We start from the raw sequence: 21,097 nt of genomic DNA, 5'->3' as shown, positions 1-21,097 counted from the left end.
ACCGGCGCGCTCCTCGCCCTCACGGGTGCCGTCCCAGGTCGTGACCGGGCTCGCACGCTCATTCCTCGCCCTCACCTGTGCGTCGCACGGTGGGCGGCTCGACGACCTGGCGACCCTGCCCGGAGACCGGGCAGCTGGTGCGCACCGGGCAGACCCGGCACTTCGAGTTGGCCACCGCGGCGAACGTGGCGGCTGCCATCGTATCGGCGGTCCGCCGGACCAGCGCTGTCGCCCAGCCGGCGGCCGGCCCCTCGCTGGCGGCCGGCTGATTCTGCTCCCTGGCGTCCTTGGCGGAGGTCCCGAGCTGCACCAGCGCGGCACCTCCGGACTCGTCACCGAACTCGGCGAACGCTCCGGCCTCCACCGCCGCCTGGTAGGCGCCGAGCTGCGGGTGCTCGGCGAGGTCGGTGCCGGTGACAGCTGTGGACTTGCCGGTCTTCAGGTCGATCACCACGAGCCGCCCGGCCTCGTCGACCTCCAGCCGGTCGACCCGGCCGGCCAGGTCGATGGGCCGGTTCGGGTCGTCCAGGCGGACGGCGAACTCGTGCTCGATGGCGAGCAACCGGCGCGGATTGGTGGCCAGCCAGCGCAGCAGTTTGTCGACCATCGCCTCGGCGCGTTCCCGCTCCGGCCCGGCCATCCACCGGGCCGCCAGCTCGATCGCGTCGAACCGGGCGGCCACGTAGTCGAGCAGCGCGCCCCGGTCGGCGCTGGCGTCCTCGGCGAGCATCGCGGCGGCGTGGACCAGGTTGCCCACTCCCTGCGCGGTGCTGGTCGGGCCGCTACCGCCGTGCCGTTCCAGCAGCCAGCGCAGGCTGCACCGCAGCGCGCTCTCCATGGCCGACGGGGTGACCCGCACCGGGTCGCCGTCGTCGACGAGCGGCCGGTCGTCGGAGAGCACCCGCAACCCCCACCAGTCGTCGGGGTGCGCGCCGGGCACCCCGGCGGCGGCGAGCCGGGCCAGTTCGGCCGCCGCGGCGCGCCGCCGGGCCGCCGGGGCGGCCGGGTCGGTGATGGCGGTACGCAGTTCAGCTACCAACGCCGGCAGGGTCAGCGCCCGGGGTGGGCGGGTCACCGGCAACGCCCCGGGGCGGTCCGGCTCCTCGTCGCCGGTTTCGCCCACCGCAGCGCCCCCGGTGTCGCTGCCGGAGGACGGCTCGGTGCGGGGACCGGGCGGCGGGCCGGGCGCCGTCGGCGGGGTCGGTGGCGGTGTGCCCGGCGGGGTCGGTGGCGGTGTGCCCGGCGGGGTCGGTGGCGGTGTGCTCGGGCCCAGCTCGTGCAGGAACCGGCTGGGTTGCTCCTCGTGGTCGTCGCCGCCGACGGCGGCCGACGCCACGGCGCTGACCAGCAGCCGGTGCCGGGCCCGACTGATGGCGACGTGGAAGAGCCGACGCTCCTCGTCCAGCAGCGCCGAGGTCTGACCCACCACGTTCGCCGCGGTCGCCCCGTCGACCGACCGGCCGGCCAGCACGTCGACCAGTCGCTCGGAGCCGAGCAGGCTGCCGCGCAGCCGCAGGTCCGGCCAGATGCCCTCCTGCACGCCGGCCACCGCCACCAGATCCCATTCCAGGCCCTTCGCGGCGTGCGCGGTGAGCAGGCGTACCGCCGCACCCCGGTCGGCGGTCGGCGCGATGGTGTCGGCCGGCAGGTCCTGGGCGAGCACGTGGTCGAGGAAGACCTCGGTGCGGGCACCGGGCAGCCGGTCGGTGAACCGGGCCGCCGCGTCGAAGAGGACCAGCACGGCGTCCAGGTCACGGTCGGCAGCCTCGGCCCGCCGACGCCGGGCCAGGTCGCCCTCGCCAGCCTCCGGACGACCCTGGTTGATCGCGCCGGCCCACCGCTCGGCGAGACCACTGGCGTGCCAGACGGCCCAGAGCACGTCCTCGGCGGTCGCACCCGGGCGGGCGGCGGCCTCGCGTGCGATGGCAAGCAGCCCGGCCACCGCCTGCGCCGGCTCCGCCCAGAGCCGCTCGATGCCGGCCAGCTCCTCCGGGTCCTGCAACGCCTCGACGATCAGCTCCCCGGAGGGACGTCGGTCGCCGCCGGCCAACGCGAGCGCACGCAGGCCCTGCCGCAGCCGCCGCTCGGCCAGCGGGTCGGCCCCGCCGAGCGGCGAGTGCAGCAGCGCGACGGCCGCCTCCTCATCGAGTCGATCCGGCTCCAGCGCGCAGCGCAGCAGGAGCAGCAGCGGCGCGACCGCCGGTTGCAGGTGCAGGGGCAGATCCTCACCGTGCACCACTGTGGGCACCCCGGCGGCGTGCAGCGCCCGTCGCAGGGTGGGCAGTTGCAACGCGGTGGACCGCACCAGCACCGCCATCCGTGACCACGGGACGCCGTCGAGCAGGTGAGCCGAGCGCAGCGCGTGGGCCAGCCAGGCGGCCTCGCTGGTCGCCGAGCGGAAGGTGTGCACCTCGACCACGCCGGGCGGCGCGCCCGGCACCGGGTGCAGCCGGCGGTGCGCGGCCGGACCCCGCAGCCGGCGGCCCAGCCGGGCGATCGCCGCGAGCAGACCCGGCCCGGCCCGGTACGACGTGGTCAGCAGCACCTGCGCGGCCGGCGCACCGGATGCCGTCCGGAACCGGTGCGGGAACGTCGCCACCCCGGCCGGGTCGGCGCCCCGGAAGGCGTACGTGGAGGAATCCGGGTCGGCGAACGCGACAAGCGACTTGCCACCGCCGGCGATCACCGAGAGCAGCTCCAGTTGGGCGGGGTCGGTGTCGGCCAGCTCGTCGAGGTAGACGTGGGCGAGGCGACGGCGCTCGGCGGCCAGCAACTCCTCGTCGTCGCGCAGCAGCCCGGTGGCCGCCCGGACCAGCTCCGCCGGGTCGTACGCGATGGAGCCCCGGTTGCTGACGTCGCGCAACGCGAGCACTGCGACGTACTCCCGCAGGAAGCGGGCGGCGGCCGGCCAGTCGGCGCGGCCGAGCTTCTCACCCAGCCGGGCCAGGTCGATCGGGCCCACACCGCGCTCGGCGGCGCGCATGAGCAGGTCGCGCAGTTGGCCGGCGAACGCCCGGGTGCGCAGGGCGGGGCGCAGGTCTGTGGGCCAGCCGACGGGGTCGTCCTCGGGCTCCTCGCCCACCACGTCCAGCAGCTCACGGATGATCAGATCCTGCTCGGGGCCGGTGAGCAGCCGGGGCGACGGTTCGCCCCGCTCGGCGGCGGCGCGGCGGAGCAGCCCGAAGGCGTACGCCGGGAAGGTGCGCACCAACGGCTCGCGCAGCACCCGGTGGCCGTCCTGCGCGATCCGGGCCTCGATGCGCTGTCGCAGCGCGGTGGCGCCTCGGCGGCCGAAGGTCAGCACCAGGATCCGTTCGGGGTCGGCCCCCTCTGCCACCCGGGCGGCGACCGCCTCGACCAGCGTGCTGGTCTTGCCTGTGCCCGGGCCGCCGAGCACGAGCATCGGCCCGTCGGTGTGCCCGACCACCTCGGCCTGCACCGGATCGGCCCGCCAGCCGCCGCCGGAGGCCAGCTCGGGCCCGGCCACGCGATCGGGCCCTTCCGACGTGCCGACACCGCCCACTGACGTGCCGCCGCTGGCGAGCACGGAAGCGCCGTCAGGCGCCGTCCCGTCCCCCCGCGCCGGCCCTCCGGGCCGCCGCACCAACCGGTACGCCTGCATCAGCTCATCCCATCAGACCCATACGACACCCACCCACCCAAACCCCACTCCACACCGCACCCCATCCAGCCTCGTCGATCATGAGGTTAGCTGCGCGACACGCCGACGGCGACGTCGACAACTTCATGAACACCGCGGCCTGGGTGGGGTTGGGGCGGTCAGGTCAGGTGGGATTCCAGAACGTCGAGGGCCTCGGTGACGGTGGTGGTGACCGTCAGAAGGTCGCGGCCGGCGGGCTTGAGGAACGTCTGCTCGGCCAGCGCGTCGAGCCAGTCCAGCAGGGGACTGTAGAACCCGTCGGTGTCGATCAGCACCATCGGCTTGGTGTGCAGGGCGAGGGTGGCGGTGGTCCAGACCTCGAACAACTCGTCCAGGGTGCCCAGCCCGCCGGGCAGGGTGAGGAAGGCATCCGACTTGTCGATCATCAGGGTCTTGCGGCTGGCCATCGAGTCGGTCACCAGCAGCTCGTCCGAGGCCAGGTCGGCGACCTCCAGGTCGACCAGCGACTGCGGGATCACGCCGACGGTGCGGCCACCGGCGGATCGGGCGCCGTCCGCCAGCGCGCCCATCATGCCGACGCAGCCACCACCGCTGACCAGCGTGTGCCCTCGCCGGGCCAGCTCCGCGCCGGTCTCGGCGGCCAGGTCCAACCAGCGCTGATCAAGGGTACGAGAGGAGGCGCAGAAGACGCAGATCGCCGCCATCAGTCGTGGTCCCGCGCCTGCTCGGCGGCGGCCTGCTGGTCTGCGCCGGTGCGCGCGACGGCCTCCTCGCGGACCGCCTCCTGCTCGGCGGAGAGCGCGGCCTCCGACGCGACGATGTACCGGACCGCCTCGTTGACGTCGTCGGTGAGGCAGATCAGGTCCAGGTCGACCGGCCCGATCTTGCCGGTGGCGGCCATCGTGTCGCGCAGCCAGTCAAGCAGGCCCTGCCAGTAGGCGACTCCCATGAGCACCACCGGGAACCGGGTGACCTTGCCGGTCTGCACCAGGGTGAGCGCCTCGAACAACTCGTCCATGGTGCCGAACCCGCCGGGCAGCACGACGAACGCCTGGGCGTACTTGACGAACATCGTCTTGCGGGCGAAGAAGTAGCGGAAGTCGATGGCCAGGTCGACCCAGTCGTTGATGCCCTGCTCGAACGGAAGCTCGATGCCGAGACCCACGGAGAGCCCACCGGCCTCGCTGGCGCCCCGGTTGGCGGCCTCCATCACGCCGGGCCCACCTCCGGTGATCACCGCGTAGCCGGCTCGGGCCAGCGCGCCGCCCAACTGCTCGGCCAACTGGCACTCGGCGCTGTCCGGCGCGCTGCGCGCGGAGCCGAAGACGCTGACCGCTGACGGCACGTCGGCGAGGGTGTCGAAACCCTCGACGAACTCGGCGAGGATGCGTAGCGCGCGCCAGGCGTCCTTGGTCTTCCAGTCGCCGCGCCCCCGTGAATCCAGCAGCCGCTGGTCGGCGGTGCTGCTCGGGATCGCCCCTCTGCGCAGGGTGACCGCACCGCGATGCCGCTCCTGTCCCGGACCGCGACCGGCCTCCCGCCCGTTGCTCTGGCTCATGGGGCAACCGTAGTGGAGCAGCACCGGCCGGGTGCGCGGGGCGGGGACGCCGAGAAATTGTTCGGGATCATGGGCAACTATTCGGCGCTCCCGTACGTCTTACTATTCACATACCGGGTATGCCCCGGCGCGCGCCTTCGGGGGAGGAGACAGCGTGATCAGTAACAGCGAGATGATCCGGATCCGTCGCCAGATGCAGCGACGGATCCGAGACGTGGTGGCCGAACGCCGCCGCACCCGCCAGCAGAACCCAACCCCCACCTCCCCCGCACCCTCCGGAACCGATCAAGAGGTTTGCGTCGCCGACAACGGGCCAGGCTGACGCAAACCTCTTGATCACCGGTGGGCTCCGGCGCTGGACCGGAGCCGGGGCCGGGTCAGACCGGGGCCAGCCAGCGGTGCAGGGTTGCCGCGCCGTCACGGATCTTGCTGATCTCGACGTGCTCGTCGGGGTGGTGGGCGAGGTTCGGGTCGCCCGGGCCGAAGTTCAGCGCGGGAATGCCCATTGCCGCGAACCGGGCCACGTCCGTCCAGCCCAGCTTGCCGATCGGTGCGGCGCCGACCGCCGCCAGGAACTCCTTCGCGGGGGCCGCGTCGAGCCCGGGCGCGGCACCGGCAGCCGTGTCGGTGACTGTCACCTCGAAGCCGGTGAACACCTCACGCAGGTGCGCCTCCGCCTCGGCCGGGGTGCGGTCCGGGGCGAACCGGTAGTTGACCTCGACCTCACAGAGGTCGGGAACCACGTTGCCGGCCACCCCACCGTTGATCCGCACCGCGTTCATGCCCTCGCGGTAGTCGCAGCCGTCGATGGTGACCCGGCGCGCCTCGTACGTCTGGAGACGTCGCAGCACCTCGCCGGCGGCGTGGATGGCGTTGACCCCGTGCCAGGAGCGCGCCGAGTGGGCGCGTACGCCGGTCGTGGTGACCACCGAGCGCATGGTGCCCTGGCAGCCCGCCTCGACGATGCCGTACGTCGGCTCCAGCAGCACCGCGAAGTCCGCCTGCAACCACTCCGGGAACGCCTGGGCGACGAGGTTGAGCCCGTTGTACCGCGACTCGATCTCCTCGGCCTCGTAGAAGAAGTACGTTACGTCGTAGCGCGGCTCGGGCAGCGTCACCGCCAGGTGCAGCGCGTACGCGGTGCCCGACTTCATGTCGGAGGTGCCGCAGCCGTACATCAGGTCGCCGCGCATGGTCGACGGGAAGTTGTTGTTCAACGGCACCGTGTCGAGGTGCCCGGCCAGCACGACACGCTGCGACCGACCGAGGTCGGTACGGGCCATCACCGTGTTGCCGTGCCGGTGGGTGGTCAGGTGCGGTACGCCCCGCAGCACCTCTTCGACACAGTCGGCGATCGCCTTCTCGTTGAGGGACACGGACTCTATGTCGACCAGAGCGCGGGTCAGCTGCACCGGATCGGCGAGGACCTCGGGGGTCAGCGGGTTCTCCATGGTTCGCACGGTACCTTCAGGTCTGTCAGCGCGAGGAGCGAGCCGAGGTCAGCTTGGCCGTGACCGAGAGGTGTAACAGTGACGTCCGCAGATTCCGCCTGGGGCATCGGCCTGGCTACGGTCACCGCAGACGAGCAGGTGCTCGATACCTGGTACCCGACCGGCAAGCTGGGCCTGGGCGAGCTGCCGTTGGTCGCCGGCGAGGACAAGGCGGACGTGCTCGACCTGCCGCCCGCCGCGCTCGGTGACCGGTCCCTGCCCGGTCTGCGTACCGTGCAGGTGGTGACCGTGATCGGCTCGTTGGACGACCCGATCAAGGACGCGTCCGACGCGTACCTCCGGTTGCACCTGCTCTCGCACCGCCTGGTCCGACCCAACCAGCTCAACCTGGACGGCATCTTCGGCAAGCTGGCCAACGTGGCCTGGACGTCCGCCGGGCCGTGCCCCCCGGAGCGGGTGGACGAGCTGCGGGTGATCGAGCGAGCCGCCGGTCGGCACCTGGCGGTGTACGGGGTCGACAAGTTCCCCCGGATGACCGACTACGTGGTGCCCTCCGGTGTGCGGATCGCCGACGCCGACCGGGTCCGTCTCGGTGCGCACCTGGCCGCCGGCACCACTGTGATGCACGAGGGCTTCGTGAACTTCAACGCCGGCACCGTCGGCACCTCCATGGTCGAGGGGCGGATCGTGCAGGGCGTGCTGGTCGGCGACAGCTCCGACATCGGCGGCGGGGCTTCCATCATGGGCACCCTCTCCGGCGGCGGCACCGACAAGATCAGCATCGGTGAGCGGAGCCTGGTGGGCGCGAACGCCGGCGTCGGGATCTCCCTCGGCGACGACTGTGTGGTCGAGGCCGGCTGCTACATCACCGCCGCGTCGAAGATCACGCTCCCTGACGGCCGGGTGGTCAAGGCCCGGGAGCTGTCCGGCGTCGACGGCCTGCTGTTCTGGCGCAACTCGGTCACCGGCGGGCTGGAGGCCCGACCGCGCACCGGCCGGGGCATCGAGCTGAACGCCGCCCTGCACGCCAACGACTGACGGCCCCGGTCCGGGTCCGCGGCGTTCGGCCGCGGACCCGGACGGGGTACGCCTCAGCGCAACCGGTACGCCTGGATGATCCGTTGGGTCACCGTGTTGCCGGCGGTGTCCCGGGCGGTGGCCCGCAGCGACACGTGGCCGGGGCCGGCCGGATGCCGCAACACTGCCGACCAGCCGTCGGCCGAGGTGCGGACCAGCTTCGCCCTGCCCCAGGTCTTCCCGCCGTCGTACGAGACGTCGACGGCGAGCTTCTCCACCCCGGTGGCCGGTGAGCCGGGCTGCCGCTGCACCCGTACCGGTACGACGAAGCCCTGACCGGCCGGAGCGCTGTTGTCGACCCGCAGCGGCGGCGCGAAGCGCACCGCCGACAGGGGCAGTCGGGCCGGCGTCTCACCGGCGACGTGCCTCGACCGGAAGGTCCAGCTCGACTCCACGGCGGTGCTCAGGTCGGTGAAGCTTCGCTTCGACGACATGACGAGCCGGTAGTCCGCCGCACCCGGTGGAACTGCGAACTCGCCGTAGCCGGCGTACTCGCTCTCGCCGACCAGCTTGCCGTTGCGCCAGAGCTTGGTGTGCTCACTGTCGCTCAGCGAGGCGCCCGGGTGCCCGGCCTCGTCGCTGAACATCGGCACGTCGACGAGGATGGTGTCGCCGACCCGGCTGACGCTCTGGTACGGCCAGCGCGGGTTCGGGAAGGACGGCGCGTACGGCGCCTGGTTCCAGATCTCCTGGACCGTCCGCCCGGCCCGGTACGCGGTGGGGGTGGAGAAGAGCGCCGCCTTCGGGTTCAACCAGCCTTCGTCGTCCACAGTTCCGAAATAGACCTCGGATTCCCACTTCACGTTCTTGGTGTTGTAGTGCTCCACCCGCTGGCCGGGCACGACGGTGGGCAGGATCAGCGCGGAGTAGCCGACGTTGTACTCCAACTCGGGGATCACGACCCGCTCGGCCGCCATGCCCGGGTAGCCACCCCGGAACCGATGCACGACGGTGGCCAGGTCCCGCCGGGTGTAGTCGCGGACGAACCCGGTGGGCATCCGGCCAGGTACCGCCTCGGCCAGCGCGTACAGGTACGGGCTGTTGGCCGGGTCCGGACTGGTCCACTGGCTGCTGACGGTGCCGACGAACTTGTCGGCGGAGATCGGCTTGCCGAGCTGACCGCTGGTCAGGCCGGTGAACGTCTCCGCCCAGAGCCCGACGCCGTACGCACTGCCGTCGTCGGCGGTGAAGTTGCCGCTGACGTCGATCAGTTGCGGGACGGCGGTCCGGTCCGGAACGGTAGTCCGCACCGGCTTGGCCCGGCGGGCGTCCACGACGATCCGGGTGTCCCGCTCGATTGTCACTTCGGGCTGCGCCAACAGGGACATCCCGCGCTGCTCATCCTCCGGACCGGGCTGGAAGACGAGACTGCTCAGGCCGTAGTGCCCCTTGGGCACCCGCACGGTCGCCACCCCGTCGGAACTGACGAGGTCCCAGGAGCCATAGGTGTCCATCCCAAGCAGGAAGGTCCAGTGGTCAGCGGTGCGCGCGCCGGCGCGGTTCAGGTGCTCCACGGTGAGCGTGTAGCTCTCCACCTCCCGGTTCACCGCCAGCGGGGTGACAGCGACCGCAGCACCGGACCGGGCCACGATCCGCCCGGTCCAGTAACCGTCGGCGTCGCCGAGGCGGGTGTCAGTGGTGACGGTCGTGGCGGCCGTGCCGCCAGCCGGCACTGTGAGTTGGTTGGCACCCAGGACGAACAGGCCGGCCGGTAGCGCCCGACCGCCGGGGCCAGCGCCCTCGACGCTCAGGTCCACTGTGACCGGGGCCGGCCCGTCGTTACGCCAGGTCACCGTACGGGTGATCGGGGCGTCGTCGCCGTGCGGCCAGAGCGTACGCCCGAACGAGACGCTCACCGGGTCGGTGGTGAGCTGCTGGGTGATCGCGTGTGCGACGTCGACCCGCCCGGCGCCCTGCTGGTAGGCGGTCTGGTCCGGGTGCGGCTTGGCGGCGGCCATCAGGGTGGCCTTGAGCCGGTCGGCCCGCCATCCGGGGTGCTGCTGGGCCAGCAGCGCGGCCGATCCGGCGACGTGCGGGGTGGCCATCGAGGTGCCGGAGAGGGCGACGTAGCGGTCCCCCACCGGGTCGCCGATGACGCCGTTGGCGGACCGTGCGGCGACGATGTCGACGCCGGGCGCTGTGATGTCCGGCTTCAGCGCATCGTCGCCGACTCGCGGGCCCCGGCTGGAGAAGTCGGCCAGTTCGTCGTCGCGGTCCACCGCGCCCACGGCGAGCCCGGCGTCGGCGCTGGCCGGGGAGCCGACCGAACCGTCAGCACCGTCGTTGCCGGCGGCGAGGACGAACAGCGTGCCGGTCTGGGCGGTGAGGGTCTGCACGGCCTCCTCGATCGGGTCGACCTCCGGGGTGTCCCAGCCGCTGAGGCTCATGTTGACCACGGCGGCCTTCTTCTCCACAGCCGCCCACTGCATGCCGGCGAGGATCGCCGAGTCGGTGCAGCCCGCGTCCTCACAGACCTTGCCGTCCAGCAGCGTCGCGTCCGGCGCCACACCTCGGTACTTACCACCGGAGGCGGCGCCGGTGCCCGCGATGGTCGACGCCACGTGGGTGCCGTGGCCGACAGTGTCCCGAGCGTCGGCGACCTCGGTGAAGTTGCGCGCCTCGGCCACCTTGCCGGCCAGGTCCGGGTGGGTGGCGTCGACGCCGGTGTCCAGCACCGCGACGGACACCCCCGCGCCGGTGAACCCGGCCGCCCAGGCGGCGGGCGCGCCGATCTGCGGCACGCTGTGGTCGAGGGTCACCCGTCGACGGCCGTCCAGCCAGATCCGCTCGACGCCCCCCGCCGCGTCGAGCCGGGCCCCAGCGGGACCGGTGGCGACCGCCGCCCACACCGCGCCGAGGGAGGACTTGTCGCTACTCAGGGCGGCACCGCGGATCAGCGGCAGGTCACGGGTCACCCGCGTGCCGGGCAGTGCGGCCGACGTACGCCGGGCGGACCCCGTCGAGCCGTACGACACCAGCAGCGGCAGGGTGTTGCGGTGGGCGTCGTCGTAACCTGCCTCGATCAGCCCGGTGACGTCGAAGAGTCGCCGGTCCACCCTGCCGGAGCGCAGCAACGGCAGCGCGTCAGTCGGCGTCACGGTGAGGCGTCCGCGCTCGCGCTGAACCAGGAACTGCACGTCCTCGCGGCCGACGCCGGGCCGGGCCGAGGCGCCGGAGGCGGTGATGGTGACCCGGTCACCGGTGATCAGCGTGACGGTGGCCGAGCGGTTGGCGACGGGTCCACTCGAAGTGGACTGTGGGCCGGTGCCGCCCGGTGTGGCGGGCACTGTGGCAGCGGCTGAGGCGGGAGCCGGCGCGGAGAGCGCCAGCGCGAACACGAGGCCGAGGGCGGCCAATCTTCTTCCCTGGTGCAACGGATCCTCCTCGTCAAGCGTCTTGATGGATGGAGTCACATTGACAACCCAGAATTGCATACTGGGTATGCATAATGAAGGCCAAAAAATGACGGACCCGCCACGAGCCGACGAACCGGGCCGGCATGATCGGGCGGTGACCTCCACGAAGGACAAGATGCTCGCCGGCGAGCCATACATCGCCGACGATCCCGAAATCATCGCCGATCTGGACCGGGCCGCCCGGCTGATGGAGCGCTTCAACACCAGTCCGGCGGCCGATCCGCAGGCCCGGATCACGGCACTGCGGGAACTCCTCGGCGAACTGGGCGAGGACACCTGGATCCGCCCACCGTTCTACTGCGACTACGGCTGGCAGATCCGCATCGGCCCGCGCAGCTTCGTCAACTACAACGCGGTCTTCCTCGACGTCGCTCGGATCACCCTCGGCGCGGACGTCCAGGTCGGCCCGAACGTGCAGCTGCTCACCCCGACGCACCCGGTCGAGCCCGGCCCGCGACGGGACAAGTGGGAGGCGGCCAAGCCGATCACCATCGGCGACAACGTGTGGCTCGGCGGCGGCGCCATCGTGTTGGCCGGCGTGACGATCGGCGCGAACACAGTCGTCGGCGCGGGCGCTGTGGTCACCCGGGACCTGCCCGCCAACGTCGTGGCGGTCGGCAACCCGGCCCGGCCGGTCCGCGAAATCGGCTAGACCGGCGGGGGCTCCGCCAGGCGGACCACCAGGTCAGCCCGGTCGGCGGTGGGGGTGATGAGCGCGGCGTTCGACTCGTCGCTGCCCAGCGCCCACGCCCGCGCCTGCTCCGGAGATCGACCGAACGCCTCGTGCCGGGCGGTCAGCCGGCGGTGGCGCACCTCGGCGTCCAGGTCGAGAAACCACGCCTCGTGCAGCAGCGGTCGGATCTCCTGCCAGGGGAAATCCGGCAACAGCAGGTAGTTGCCCTCGGTCACCACCAACCGGACCGACGGCAGCACCTCGATCGCCCCGGCCACCGGCTCCTCCAACTCGCGGCGGAACTCCGGCGCATAGACGGCCGTCGGCTCCAACCGGTGCAGCCGGCGCAGCAGCGAGACGTACCCGTTGGCGTCGAAGGTGTCCACAGCGCCCTTGCGGTCGGCGCGGCCCAGGCGAACCAGTTGCGACTGCGCCAGGTGGAAGCCGTCCATCGGCACCAGGCAGGCGGCCGACCCGATCTCGGCGACGATCCGTTCCGCCAGGGTGGACTTCCCGGCGCCCGGTGCACCGGCGATGCCGAGCAGTTGTCGCGGACCGGCCTCGGCGAGCACCGACGCCCGCGCCACCAACTCGTCGGTGGACAGCACCCGGGCCGGCGGCATCAGCCCAGAACCGGGTCGCTGATGGTGAACCGGGCCTGCACCGCCGCCTGCACGGTCTGCGGCTGCGGGTCCAACTCGAGCTCCGGCGGACCACCGCCCGTGCCACCAGCCCCGGCGAAGGCCGCACGGGCGAACATCGGCCGGTCGGCGGGGCCCGCGTCGGCAAGCTCGATCAACGAGGTGACCCGGGCGCCCAGCGCCTCCGCGTACTCCCGGGCCCGTAGCAGCGCGTCGCTGATCGCGGCGTGCCGGGCCGCACGATGGGCGGGGCTGTCCGGACGAAGCTCCCACCACGGGCCGGCCACCTCGACCTGGTCCTGGTCGGCGAGCCGGAGCATCAGCTCGCCCAGCGCTGTGAAGTCGGTGACGGTGACCGTGGTGGTGACACTGCCGTGCCAGGCGACCACCCGTTCACCCGAGCGCCGGGTCTCCGGCCGCACCCGCAGGTCGCCGGTCTCCCGCCGCGCCACCACCGGCCCGGAGCCGTCCAGCAGCACCCGGATCGCCGCGGCCCGCTCGGCCAACCGGGTCAGCGTCGCCTCCCGGTCCCGGTCGCGGGCTGTCGCGGTGACCGCGAACCGGGCCAGCTCGGGAGGCACCTCCCGGTACGCCTCACCGCGCACCTGCACCACCGGACCGTCCACCGCCATGCCCCTCAGCCTAGTCAGCGATGGGGCGACGCGCCGCGTAGGAAACAGTGTTCGCGTCGGCGCGCAGGGCGGTCAGGTAGCCGCCGGCCACCCCCAGCTCGCGCAACCAGGACACCTCTGCGACGTGGTCACCACCGGCCGGGAACTGCCTGTCGTCCGCGTCGAACCGCCGGTCGCGCAGCGCCACCCGGGAGGCCCTCGCCTCGTCGTAGCGTGCGGTGAGCGCCGGCGCGTCTTCGGCGCGCAGCGCGACGGTCAGGTCGTCCAGGAACGCGGTGACCTCGGCCAGCTCACGCAGCACCCGGTCCCGGTTGCCGAGCAGCATGTTGGCGGTACGGTCGGCAGGGGTTCCGGCGACCCGGGTGCCGTCGGAGAAGCTGCCGGCGGCGAGCGCGAGGATCGCGTCGCGCAGCGGTGCGCGTTGCACGGCGCCGGCCAGCGCGCCGGCGAGCAGGTGCGGCACGTGTGAGGCGAGCGCGGCGGCCGAGTCGTGCTCCGTGGCGGACATCGGCACCACCCGGGCCTCGAAGACCTCCACCAGCAGCTCGGCCAGCCAACGGAACGCGGTGGTGCCCGGGCCGGGTGCCGGACAGAGCACCCAGGCCGCGCCGGTGAGCAGGTCCGGGCGCGCGGCCGTCAGGCCGGCCCGGTCGGTGCCCGCCATCGGGTGGCCGGGCACGAACCGGTGCGTCAGCCCCTGCGCGGCGGCGAACGCCGCCACCTGCTCCTTGGTGCTACCGACGTCGGTGAGCACACAACGCTCGCCGGTCATCGCCGCCACCTCGACCAGCGTCGCCGGCAGGGTGGGCAACGGCCCGCAGAGGAAGACCACGTCCCGGTCGGTCACCGCCTCGACCAGGTGGTCCGGAGCGGGTACGCCCACCCGGCGAGTCTCCCGCCGGGTGGCCTCGTCCGGGTCCCACCCGACCACGTCGATGCCGGCCGCGGCCATCCGGAGCAGCACCGAGCCACCGATCAGACCGGTGCCGACGATCGCCGCCCGTACCCGCGCACCTGGCCTGTCCACCATGCTCGACCGCCCGGATCCGCGATCAGGTGAGGCGCGCCGCGACGCCGGCGATGTGTTCGTCGGACTCGGTCAGCGCGACCCGGACATGCTGCCCGGCCGTCGGGCCGTAGAAGACGCCGGCGGCGACCAGGATGCCGCGTCGGGCCAGCCAGTCGACGGTCTGCCAGCAGTCCTCACCCCTGGTCAGCCAGAGGTACAGGCCCGCCTCGGAGTGCTCGACGGTGAACCCGGCACCGGTGAACGCCGCGGTGAGCACCTCCCGCCGGGCCCGGTAACGCTCCCGCTGCTCCTCGGCGTGTCGCTCGTCTTCCAGCGCGGCCACCATTGCCGCCTGCACCGGCGCGGGCACGATCATGCCGGCATGCTTGCGGACCTTGAGCAGCTCGGCGACGAGCGCCGGGTCTCCGGCGACGAAGCCGGCGCGGTAGCCGGCGAGGTTGGACCGCTTGGAGAGCGAGTGCACGGCCAGCACCCCGGCGTAGCTACCCCCGCTGACCTGCGGAGACAGCACCGAAACCGGGTCGGCCGACCAGCCCAGGGGCAGGTAGCACTCGTCACTGGCGACCACCGCGCCACGTTCGCGGGCCCAGTCGACCACCTTGCGCAGGTGCGCCGCGGGCAGCACCCGGCCGGTCGGGTTGCCTGGCGAGTTGACCCAGACCAACCGGACCCGCGAGGTCGGCCCGACCGCTGTGAGCGAGTCGGTACGAACGACTGTGGCACCGGCCAGCCGGGCCCCGTCCTCGTAGGTGGGGTACGCGATCGACGGCACGACCACCACGTCACCCGGGCCGATGCCGAGCAGCGTGGGCAGCCAGGCCACCAACTCCTTCGAGCCGATGGTCGGCAGCACACCGAGACCGTCGACGCCAGCGCCGCAGGCTCGGGACACCCACGCCGCGATGGCGGCCCGCAACGCCGGGGTGCCGGCGGTCAGCGGGTAACCGGGAGCATCGGACGCGTCAGCCAACGCCCGCCGGATCACCTCGGGCACCGGGTCGACCGGCGTACCCATGGAGAGGTTGATCAGGCCCTCCGGATGCGCCGCGGCCAACGTGGCCGCGGCGTCCAGGGTGTCCCAGGTGAACTCGGGCAGCCGCGACGAGACCGGCGCGGGCCGGTTCAGTGGCCCTCGCCGCGCGGCGGCTGCGCGGCGACGAAGGTGGCGTCCTTCTCCACCTTGCCGACCTTCGAGGCGCCACCGGGCGAGCCCAGGTCCTCGAAGAACTCGTAGTTCGCGCCGGTGTAGTCCTTCCACTGCTCCGGGACGTCGTCCTCGTAGAAGATCGCCTCCACGGGGCAGACGGGCTCACAGGCACCACAGTCGACGCACTCGTCGGGGTGGATGTAGAGCATCCGATTGCCCTCGTAAATGCAGTCGACCGGGCACTCCTCGATGCATGCCTTGTCGAGCACATCTACGCACGGCTCGGCGATGATGTAGGTCACCGGTCTTCTCCTCCGCAAGACTCGCCGCGATCTCCCGCGACGCTAAGAGCCTAGTATCTCGCCGGGGAGGGGGTCGATCGTGCTCCGACAGCAGGATGTGGGACACCGGATCGTGGTCCGCCGGATTGTGGGGATTCGCGAGGGCCGCCCACTATTTTCCGATGCCCTCGGCGAGCTGGTCGAGCTGAGCGAGACTCATCTCACTCTGGCCACCGCCCACGGGCCGCTCCGGGTCCCGGTGGCGCAGGTCCACCGCGCCAAGCGCGTTCCGCCGACCCGGCGGCCGACCGCCGCGGCGGTCGTGGCGCTGGAGCGGGCCGCCGATGAGGCCTGGCCGGCGCCGACCCGGGGCCTACTCGGTGACTGGCTGCTCCGGTCGGCCGAGGGCTGGACCGGGCGCGCCAACTCGGCGCTGCCGATCGGCGACCCGGACCGACCACTGGCCGCCGCTGTCGACGCGGTGGAGCGCTGGTACGCGGACCTGGGGCAACCCGCGTTGATCAACACGCCGCTGCCGCTCGCCGCACCGGTCGGCGCCGAGCTGGACGCCCGTGGCTGGGGCACCCGTCCGCCGACGCTGGTGCAGACCGCGCCGCTGCCCCTACCGGCGTCGACGCCCGCCAGCGGCCAGGCCGACGGGTGGGGCAGCGCTGTCGTCGAGCTGGCCACCGCGCCGAGCGACGAGTGGCTGGCCATCGCCGCCGGCCGTAAGGGCGGCCTGCCGGACGCCGCCCGGCACGTCCTCACCGCCGTGGACCAGGTCCGCTTCGCCCACGTGTACGCCGACAACGCCCTGGTGGCCATCGGCCGTGGCACTGTGACCGGCCAGGGTCGCTGGTTGGGCCTCAGCCTGATCGAGGTCCTGCCTGCGGCCCGTCGCCATGGGTTGGCCCGCCGCGTGATCCACGAGCTGGCCAACTGGGGGGTGGCGGGCGGCGCGACGCACGCGTTCCTCCAGGTCGAGCAGCGCAACGCGGCGGCTGTCGCGCTCTACCAGCGACTCGGCCTCGTCACCCACCACACCTACCTGACCCGGGTAGCCCCGAACACAGCTTGATCCACTCGGCTTTCAGGAAGTCGCGGCATCCGGACGCCCGGGACCCCCCGACTTCAAGGAAGCCGAGTCGATCAAGAGCGGTGGTCAGCGGCGGACGACTCGGCGGGGCTTGGCGGCCTTGACCTCGGCGTACCGCTTGAGCTGCTGAGAGCGGTAGTCACGGCCGAGCGCGGTGAGCACCAGATAGCCGATCAGCAACCCGGCACCGGTGGCGAGCAGGTAGAGCCAGATCTGGGCGAAGAACGTCGCCGCGCCACCAGCGAACGGGTTGTCACCTACCAGCAGCGGCCCGACCAGCACTGTCAGCAGCAGCGCCACCGGCACCACGAGGGCCATGTCGGCGGACCAGCCCGCCAGCGGCCGGCGTCGGCCCCAGCGGAAGGCGACCACGGCGAGGATCAGGCCGATCACCGTGAACATCGTCAGCGACACCCGGTCGGCGGCGGTGTCGTCACCGTCGAAACCGAACCGGGTGATCAGTCGGGCGACCACGTTGACCGCGAACAGCGCCGCTACGAGCACCCCGAGGTCACGCCACCGCTTGTCCATCGCCGGACCCTCCTGCCGTACGCCCGTCGCGGGCTCGCATCCCTGGCAGGAATATCTACCACCCTTACCTGGGAGCCGTCATCACCCCGGCAGCAACCAGAACCAGCCCGGCGTCAGCCGTCCAGCATGGCCGGCTGCGGGGCGAGAATCTGCCGGAAGCCCATCACCGCGAAGGTCATCGCGCCGGCCACGATCATGGCCAGCCCGACCCAGTTGTCGCCGGCCAGCAACAGGTCCCCCTCGTTGGTCCGGATGGCGGCGACCGCCATCAGCGCGAACCACGGCACCGCCGGCAGCGCCACCGCCCAGCGACGGCCCACCGCCTCGTACGCGAACCAGCTCAGCAGGATGTTGGCGCCGATGGCGAGGAGCACCGACACGCCGACCAGTTGCCCGCCGACGCGGAGCGTGGCGAGCAACAGCTCCAGTACGCCGGTCAGCACACCGGCGAGGACCACGACGATCCCACCGACCAGCCGGACGCCCAGGTCCAGCAGTCGCGGCGGCGGCCCCGCCGGGGGCGGGGCTTCCTGGTCTTCCACGACCGTCATCGGTGCGGCCGGCACTGTCACCGGAGACCCGCCGCCGCGACCGGGGACCGGTCCGGGGCGGTCTCCGCGGGCAGGCCGGCGAAGAGGTCGTCCTCCCAGCCGTACGGCCCGGTGCCCGGACCCTTCGCACCGACCGCGAGGGTGAAGAACTCCACGCCCATGAACTCGCCACCGAAGTTGCCGGCGATCGAGTAGAGCCACGAGTTGGCCGGGATCTGGGTGGCGTGCGCCCGCATCGCGGCCTCCTTGGCAGTGTGCTGGTCGGTGCCGTCGATCCGGGCGGCGATCTGGGCGTCCGGGGTGCCGAAGGGCAGGTCGGCGATGTCCTCGATGCCGCCGAACGGGTTGTCGGACGACTCGGCGAAATGCGTCATGCCGGCCTCCAGGACGCTGAGCGGCATGGCCGTCCAGTAGACCTTGAGCGGGGCGCAGCCCTCGGCGGCGGCCAACTCGACGGCGCGCATGGCCACCCGGTGCGCCTGGATGTGGTCCGGGTGGCCGTAGAAGCCGTTCGGGTCGTACGTGACGAGCACCTGCGGGCGTACCTCTCGCATGATCTCCACGAGGTGCCCGGCGGCCTCGTCGAGGTCGGCCTGCCAGAAAGCCCTGGGGTGCTCGTTGGTCGCGAGCCCCATCATCCCGGAGTCACGGTAGCGGCCGGCGCCGCCGAGGAAGCGGTGGTCGCTGACGCCGAGCGCGGCGCACGCGGCGGCCAGCTCGGCCACGCGGTACCCGCCGAGCTGGTCGGCCTCGGCGGCGGCGAGCTGCGCCAGCGCGGGCACGTGGATCTCGCCCTCCTCGCCGAGTGTGCAGGTCACCAGCGTGACGTGCGCGCCGTCGGCGGCGTAGTGGGCCATCGTCGAGCCGGTGCCGATCGACTCGTCGTCGGGGTGCGCGTGGACCAGCAGCAGGCGGCGGTCGGGCAGCATCGTCACGACGGTCACTCTAACTGGCAGTTCGGCCCGGCCAACGCTGACGCGTCCGCCCAGGTCGGCCACATCACCCCCGCTCCCGCTCTACGATTTGGGCTGTGGACTTTCCGGAGCTGGCCGCCCGCACCCGCCGGTTCAGCCACGGCGCGCCACGCGCTGTCTCGGTGGCTGAGGACGGTTCCCGGGTGATCTTCCTGCGCTCCGCCGGCCCCGAGGACCCGGCGGATGCGCTCTGGTTGCTGGACGTGGGCACCGGCGAGGAGCGGCTGGTCGCCGATCCGGCGACCCTGCTGGGCGAAGGCGGGGATGTCCGCTCCCTCTCCCCCGGCGAACGCGCGCTACGCGAGCGACTGCGGCTCAGCGCCGCCGGCATCGGCTCGTACGCGTTGGACGCGGCCGGTCGGGTTGCGGTGTTCGCGCTGGCCGGGCGGTTGTTCCGAGCCGATCTGGTGCACGGCGACGTGGTGGAGGTGGCGGCCGTCGGCCCGGTGCTGGACCCACGTCCCGACCCGACCGGGCAGCGGTTGGCGTACGTGACGGACGCGGCCGAGGGCGTGCGCCGGGGTGAACTGCGGGTGATCGACCCGGACGGCACCGACACCCTGCTGGCCGGCGAGGACGCCGGGGTGAGTTGGGGGTTGGCCGAGCACATCGCGGCGGAGGAGTTCGGCCGGTACCGGGGGTACTGGTGGGCGCCCGACGGTCGCTCGGTGCTCGCCGCCCGGGTCGACGAGTCCCGCCTGGAGCGGTGGCACCTGCACGACCCGGCCGAGCCGGCGAGCCCCCCGACCGCCGTCGCGTACCCCCGGGCCGGTGGCCCGAACGCCGAGGTCAGCCTGCACCTGCTGGACCTGGACGACGGCTGGGTCGACGTGCACTGGGACCGGGAGACCTACCCGTACCTGACCGGGGTCAGCTGGGGTGAGGGCAGTCCGTTGATCACCGTGCTGCGCCGCTCGCAGCAGCACGGGCTGGTGCTGGCGGTGGACCCGCGCACCGGTGAGACGCAGGTGCACGCCGAGCTGGCCGATCCCCGCTGGGTCGAGCCGATCGCCGGCACCCCCACGCACCTGCCGGACGGCCGGGTGCTTGTCGGTGGGGAGTTGGCCCACGACGGGTACGACGCCCGGTGCCTCTTCGCGGACGGCACCCTGCTCACCCCGCCGTCGCTGTACGTACGACGGGTGGTGGGTCGGCTGCCGGCCGCCGCCGGCCCGGCCGACCTGCTGGTGGAGGCGAGCGACGGCGAGCCGAGCGAGCGGCACCTGTTCCGGGTCCGCACCACCATCGGCGGTGGGGTGGACGCCCGCCGCCTCACCACCGACTCCGGCTGGTACACGGCCGCCGTGGGTGGGGACGTGCTGGCCGTCGGCGTCGCGTCGCTGGACCACGCCGGGGTCCGCTGGACTGTCCGCCGCGGCGATCAGGAGATCGCCGAACTGCGCTCGTTCGCCGCCGCCCCGCCGTACTCCCCCCTGCCGCTGCTGGAACGGGTGACCGATCGGCGGCTGCCGGCAGCGGTGCTCTACCCGGACAACCACGTGACCGGCCGGCGGCTGCCGGTGCTGCTGGACATCTACGGCGGCCCGGGGCACCAGGAGGTGGTGGCGGCGCGGGCCGCGTGGTTGGAGCGGCAGTGGTGGGCCGACGCCGGGTTCGCGGTGGTCACGATCGACAACCGGGGTACGCCGGGAGTGGCGCCGTCGTTCGAGAAGGCGATCCACCGGCGGGTCGCCGACGTGATCCTGACCGACCAGATCGACGCGCTCACCGCGCTCGCCGGCAAGCACCCGGACCTGGACCTGGGGCGGGTCGGGGTGCGCGGTTGGTCGTTCGGCGGGTGGCTGGCCGGCTTGGCGGTGCTGCGCCACCCGGAGCTGTTCCGCTGCGGGATCGCGGGCGCCCCGGTGACCGACTGGGCGCTGTACGACACCGCGTACACCGAGCGTTATCTGGGGTTGCCGGAAGACGGCCAGGACATCTACGCGCACCACTCGCTCGTCGAGTTGGCCGCCGAGCCGGTCACCAGCCCGGACCAGGCCCGCCCGTTGCTGCTGGTGCACGGCATGGCCGACGACAACGTGGTGGCCGCGCACACGCTCAGGCTCTCGGCTGCCCTGCTGAGCACCGGCCGACCGCACGCCGTGCTGCCGCTGACCGGGGCCACCCATCTGGCCGCGAACGGCACCGCCGAGCGGCTGCTCCCCCTGGAACTGGACTTCCTCCGCACCCACCTGCTGTGAGCAGCATCGACAAGTGCTTTTCGGCACCCAAGCACCTGCCAACAGAGCTTGTCAATCGAGGACTGGCGTCGAACGCCCATCCTCCACGGCGCACGCATCTTGGCTGATCCTCCGGCGACGCCGGGGCCGTGAATCTTGGACACTTTCCGTCAGCACGGAACGGAAACTGTCCAAGATCTCCTCTTGCACACAGCGGCACGTGATGGTGATCTTGGC

The 21,097-nt window shown here is 72.6% G+C and carries 18 protein-coding genes; 5 read left to right on the top strand and 13 right to left on the bottom strand.

What is annotated here, in order from left to right; genetic code table 11:
- Nucleotides 1-58: 58 nt before the first annotated feature.
- From AB0B98_RS29670 to AB0B98_RS29660, 3 genes are all read right to left on the bottom strand, one after another.
- Nucleotides 59-3,622 (bottom strand): ATP-dependent DNA helicase, encoded by a 3,564-nt coding sequence (locus AB0B98_RS29670; protein WP_357366853.1) that lies wholly within the window; start codon nucleotides 3,620-3,622, stop codon nucleotides 59-61.
- A gap of 158 nt (nucleotides 3,623-3,780) precedes the next feature.
- Nucleotides 3,781-4,326 (bottom strand): TIGR00730 family Rossman fold protein, encoded by a 546-nt coding sequence (locus tag AB0B98_RS29665; protein ID WP_357366851.1) that lies wholly within the window; start codon nucleotides 4,324-4,326, stop codon nucleotides 3,781-3,783.
- The gene (locus AB0B98_RS29660; RefSeq protein WP_112681448.1) at nucleotides 4,326-5,180 is read right to left on the bottom strand and encodes a TIGR00730 family Rossman fold protein; all 855 of its coding nucleotides are present in this window, start codon (nucleotides 5,178-5,180) and stop codon (nucleotides 4,326-4,328) included. The genes AB0B98_RS29665 and AB0B98_RS29660 overlap by 1 nt, the downstream gene beginning before the upstream one ends.
- A gap of 154 nt (nucleotides 5,181-5,334) precedes the next feature.
- Between AB0B98_RS29660 and AB0B98_RS29655 the strand changes: the two genes are divergently transcribed.
- Nucleotides 5,335-5,502 (top strand): hypothetical protein, encoded by a 168-nt coding sequence (locus tag AB0B98_RS29655; protein WP_357366849.1) that lies wholly within the window; start codon nucleotides 5,335-5,337, stop codon nucleotides 5,500-5,502.
- Nucleotides 5,503-5,557: 55 nt separating this feature from the next.
- Here the strand turns inward: AB0B98_RS29655 and dapE are convergent, their stop codons facing one another.
- Entirely contained in the window at nucleotides 5,558-6,631 is a 1,074-nt protein-coding gene (gene dapE, locus AB0B98_RS29650; protein WP_238668235.1) for a succinyl-diaminopimelate desuccinylase, read from the bottom strand.
- Between the two features lie 78 nt (nucleotides 6,632-6,709).
- Here dapE and dapD point away from each other — a divergent pair, with 78 nt between their 5' ends.
- Nucleotides 6,710-7,669, top strand: a complete 960-nt coding sequence (dapD, locus tag AB0B98_RS29645; RefSeq protein WP_357288158.1) for a 2,3,4,5-tetrahydropyridine-2,6-dicarboxylate N-succinyltransferase — start codon at nucleotides 6,710-6,712, stop codon at nucleotides 7,667-7,669.
- A gap of 53 nt (nucleotides 7,670-7,722) precedes the next feature.
- Here the strand turns inward: dapD and AB0B98_RS29640 are convergent, their stop codons facing one another.
- Nucleotides 7,723-11,142 carry a S8 family serine peptidase gene (locus AB0B98_RS29640; RefSeq protein WP_357366846.1) on the bottom strand — a complete coding sequence of 1,140 codons (3,420 nt, stop codon included), beginning with the start codon at nucleotides 11,140-11,142 and terminating at the stop codon, nucleotides 7,723-7,725.
- Between the two features lie 76 nt (nucleotides 11,143-11,218).
- Between AB0B98_RS29640 and AB0B98_RS29635 the strand changes: the two genes are divergently transcribed.
- A complete protein-coding gene (locus tag AB0B98_RS29635; protein ID WP_238668238.1) occupies nucleotides 11,219-11,776 on the top strand; it encodes a sugar O-acetyltransferase in 558 nt (185 codons plus the stop codon).
- On the opposite strand, the gene AB0B98_RS29630 is transcribed toward AB0B98_RS29635, so the two are convergent.
- The 5 genes from AB0B98_RS29630 to fdxA are packed head-to-tail and all read right to left on the bottom strand — an operon-like array spanning nucleotide 11,773 to nucleotide 15,549.
- Nucleotides 11,773-12,420 carry a nucleoside/nucleotide kinase family protein gene (locus AB0B98_RS29630; RefSeq protein WP_357366844.1) on the bottom strand — a complete coding sequence of 216 codons (648 nt, stop codon included), beginning with the start codon at nucleotides 12,418-12,420 and terminating at the stop codon, nucleotides 11,773-11,775. The two genes, AB0B98_RS29635 and AB0B98_RS29630, sit on opposite strands and share 4 nt — an antisense overlap.
- A complete protein-coding gene (locus AB0B98_RS29625; protein ID WP_357366843.1) occupies nucleotides 12,420-13,070 on the bottom strand; it encodes an SIMPL domain-containing protein in 651 nt (216 codons plus the stop codon). The genes AB0B98_RS29630 and AB0B98_RS29625 overlap by 1 nt, the downstream gene beginning before the upstream one ends.
- Nucleotides 13,071-13,080: 10 nt before the next feature.
- Nucleotides 13,081-14,100 carry a prephenate dehydrogenase/arogenate dehydrogenase family protein gene (locus tag AB0B98_RS29620; protein ID WP_357366841.1) on the bottom strand — a complete coding sequence of 340 codons (1,020 nt, stop codon included), beginning with the start codon at nucleotides 14,098-14,100 and terminating at the stop codon, nucleotides 13,081-13,083.
- A gap of 22 nt (nucleotides 14,101-14,122) precedes the next feature.
- Nucleotides 14,123-15,226, bottom strand: a complete 1,104-nt coding sequence (gene dapC, locus AB0B98_RS29615; RefSeq protein WP_274525533.1) for a succinyldiaminopimelate transaminase — start codon at nucleotides 15,224-15,226, stop codon at nucleotides 14,123-14,125.
- A complete protein-coding gene (gene fdxA, locus AB0B98_RS29610) occupies nucleotides 15,223-15,549 on the bottom strand; it encodes a ferredoxin (RefSeq protein WP_030490464.1) in 327 nt (108 codons plus the stop codon). Before fdxA ends, dapC begins: the two co-directional genes overlap by 4 nt.
- A 79-nt stretch (nucleotides 15,550-15,628) precedes the next feature.
- On the opposite strand from fdxA, the gene AB0B98_RS29605 reads away from it, so the two are divergent.
- On the top strand, nucleotides 15,629-16,606 hold the full coding sequence (locus AB0B98_RS29605) for a GNAT family N-acetyltransferase (RefSeq protein ID WP_357366839.1): 978 nt from the start codon (nucleotides 15,629-15,631) through the stop codon (nucleotides 16,604-16,606).
- Nucleotides 16,607-16,690: 84 nt separating this feature from the next.
- On the opposite strand, the gene AB0B98_RS29600 is transcribed toward AB0B98_RS29605, so the two are convergent.
- The 3 genes from AB0B98_RS29600 to mshB form a co-directional block, all read right to left on the bottom strand.
- Nucleotides 16,691-17,155, bottom strand: coding sequence for a hypothetical protein (locus tag AB0B98_RS29600; protein ID WP_357366837.1), 465 nt, complete (start codon nucleotides 17,153-17,155; stop codon nucleotides 16,691-16,693).
- Nucleotides 17,156-17,268: 113 nt separating this feature from the next.
- A complete protein-coding gene (locus AB0B98_RS29595; protein WP_238668244.1) occupies nucleotides 17,269-17,706 on the bottom strand; it encodes a hypothetical protein in 438 nt (145 codons plus the stop codon).
- Nucleotides 17,707-17,723: 17 nt separating this feature from the next.
- On the bottom strand, nucleotides 17,724-18,650 hold the full coding sequence (mshB, locus tag AB0B98_RS29590) for an N-acetyl-1-D-myo-inositol-2-amino-2-deoxy-alpha-D-glucopyranoside deacetylase (RefSeq protein ID WP_357366835.1): 927 nt from the start codon (nucleotides 18,648-18,650) through the stop codon (nucleotides 17,724-17,726).
- A gap of 86 nt (nucleotides 18,651-18,736) precedes the next feature.
- Between mshB and AB0B98_RS29585 the strand changes: the two genes are divergently transcribed.
- Complete coding sequence (locus AB0B98_RS29585) at nucleotides 18,737-20,881, top strand: prolyl oligopeptidase family serine peptidase (RefSeq protein ID WP_357366833.1); 2,145 nt, start codon at nucleotides 18,737-18,739, stop codon at nucleotides 20,879-20,881.
- Nucleotides 20,882-21,097 lie beyond the last annotated feature (216 nt).

The sequence above is a fragment of the Micromonospora sp. NPDC048947 genome (assembly GCF_040649495.1).
Lineage (GTDB): Bacteria > Actinomycetota > Actinomycetes > Mycobacteriales > Micromonosporaceae > Micromonospora > Micromonospora alfalfae.
This window is presented reverse-complemented; position numbering and strand designations above follow the sequence as displayed.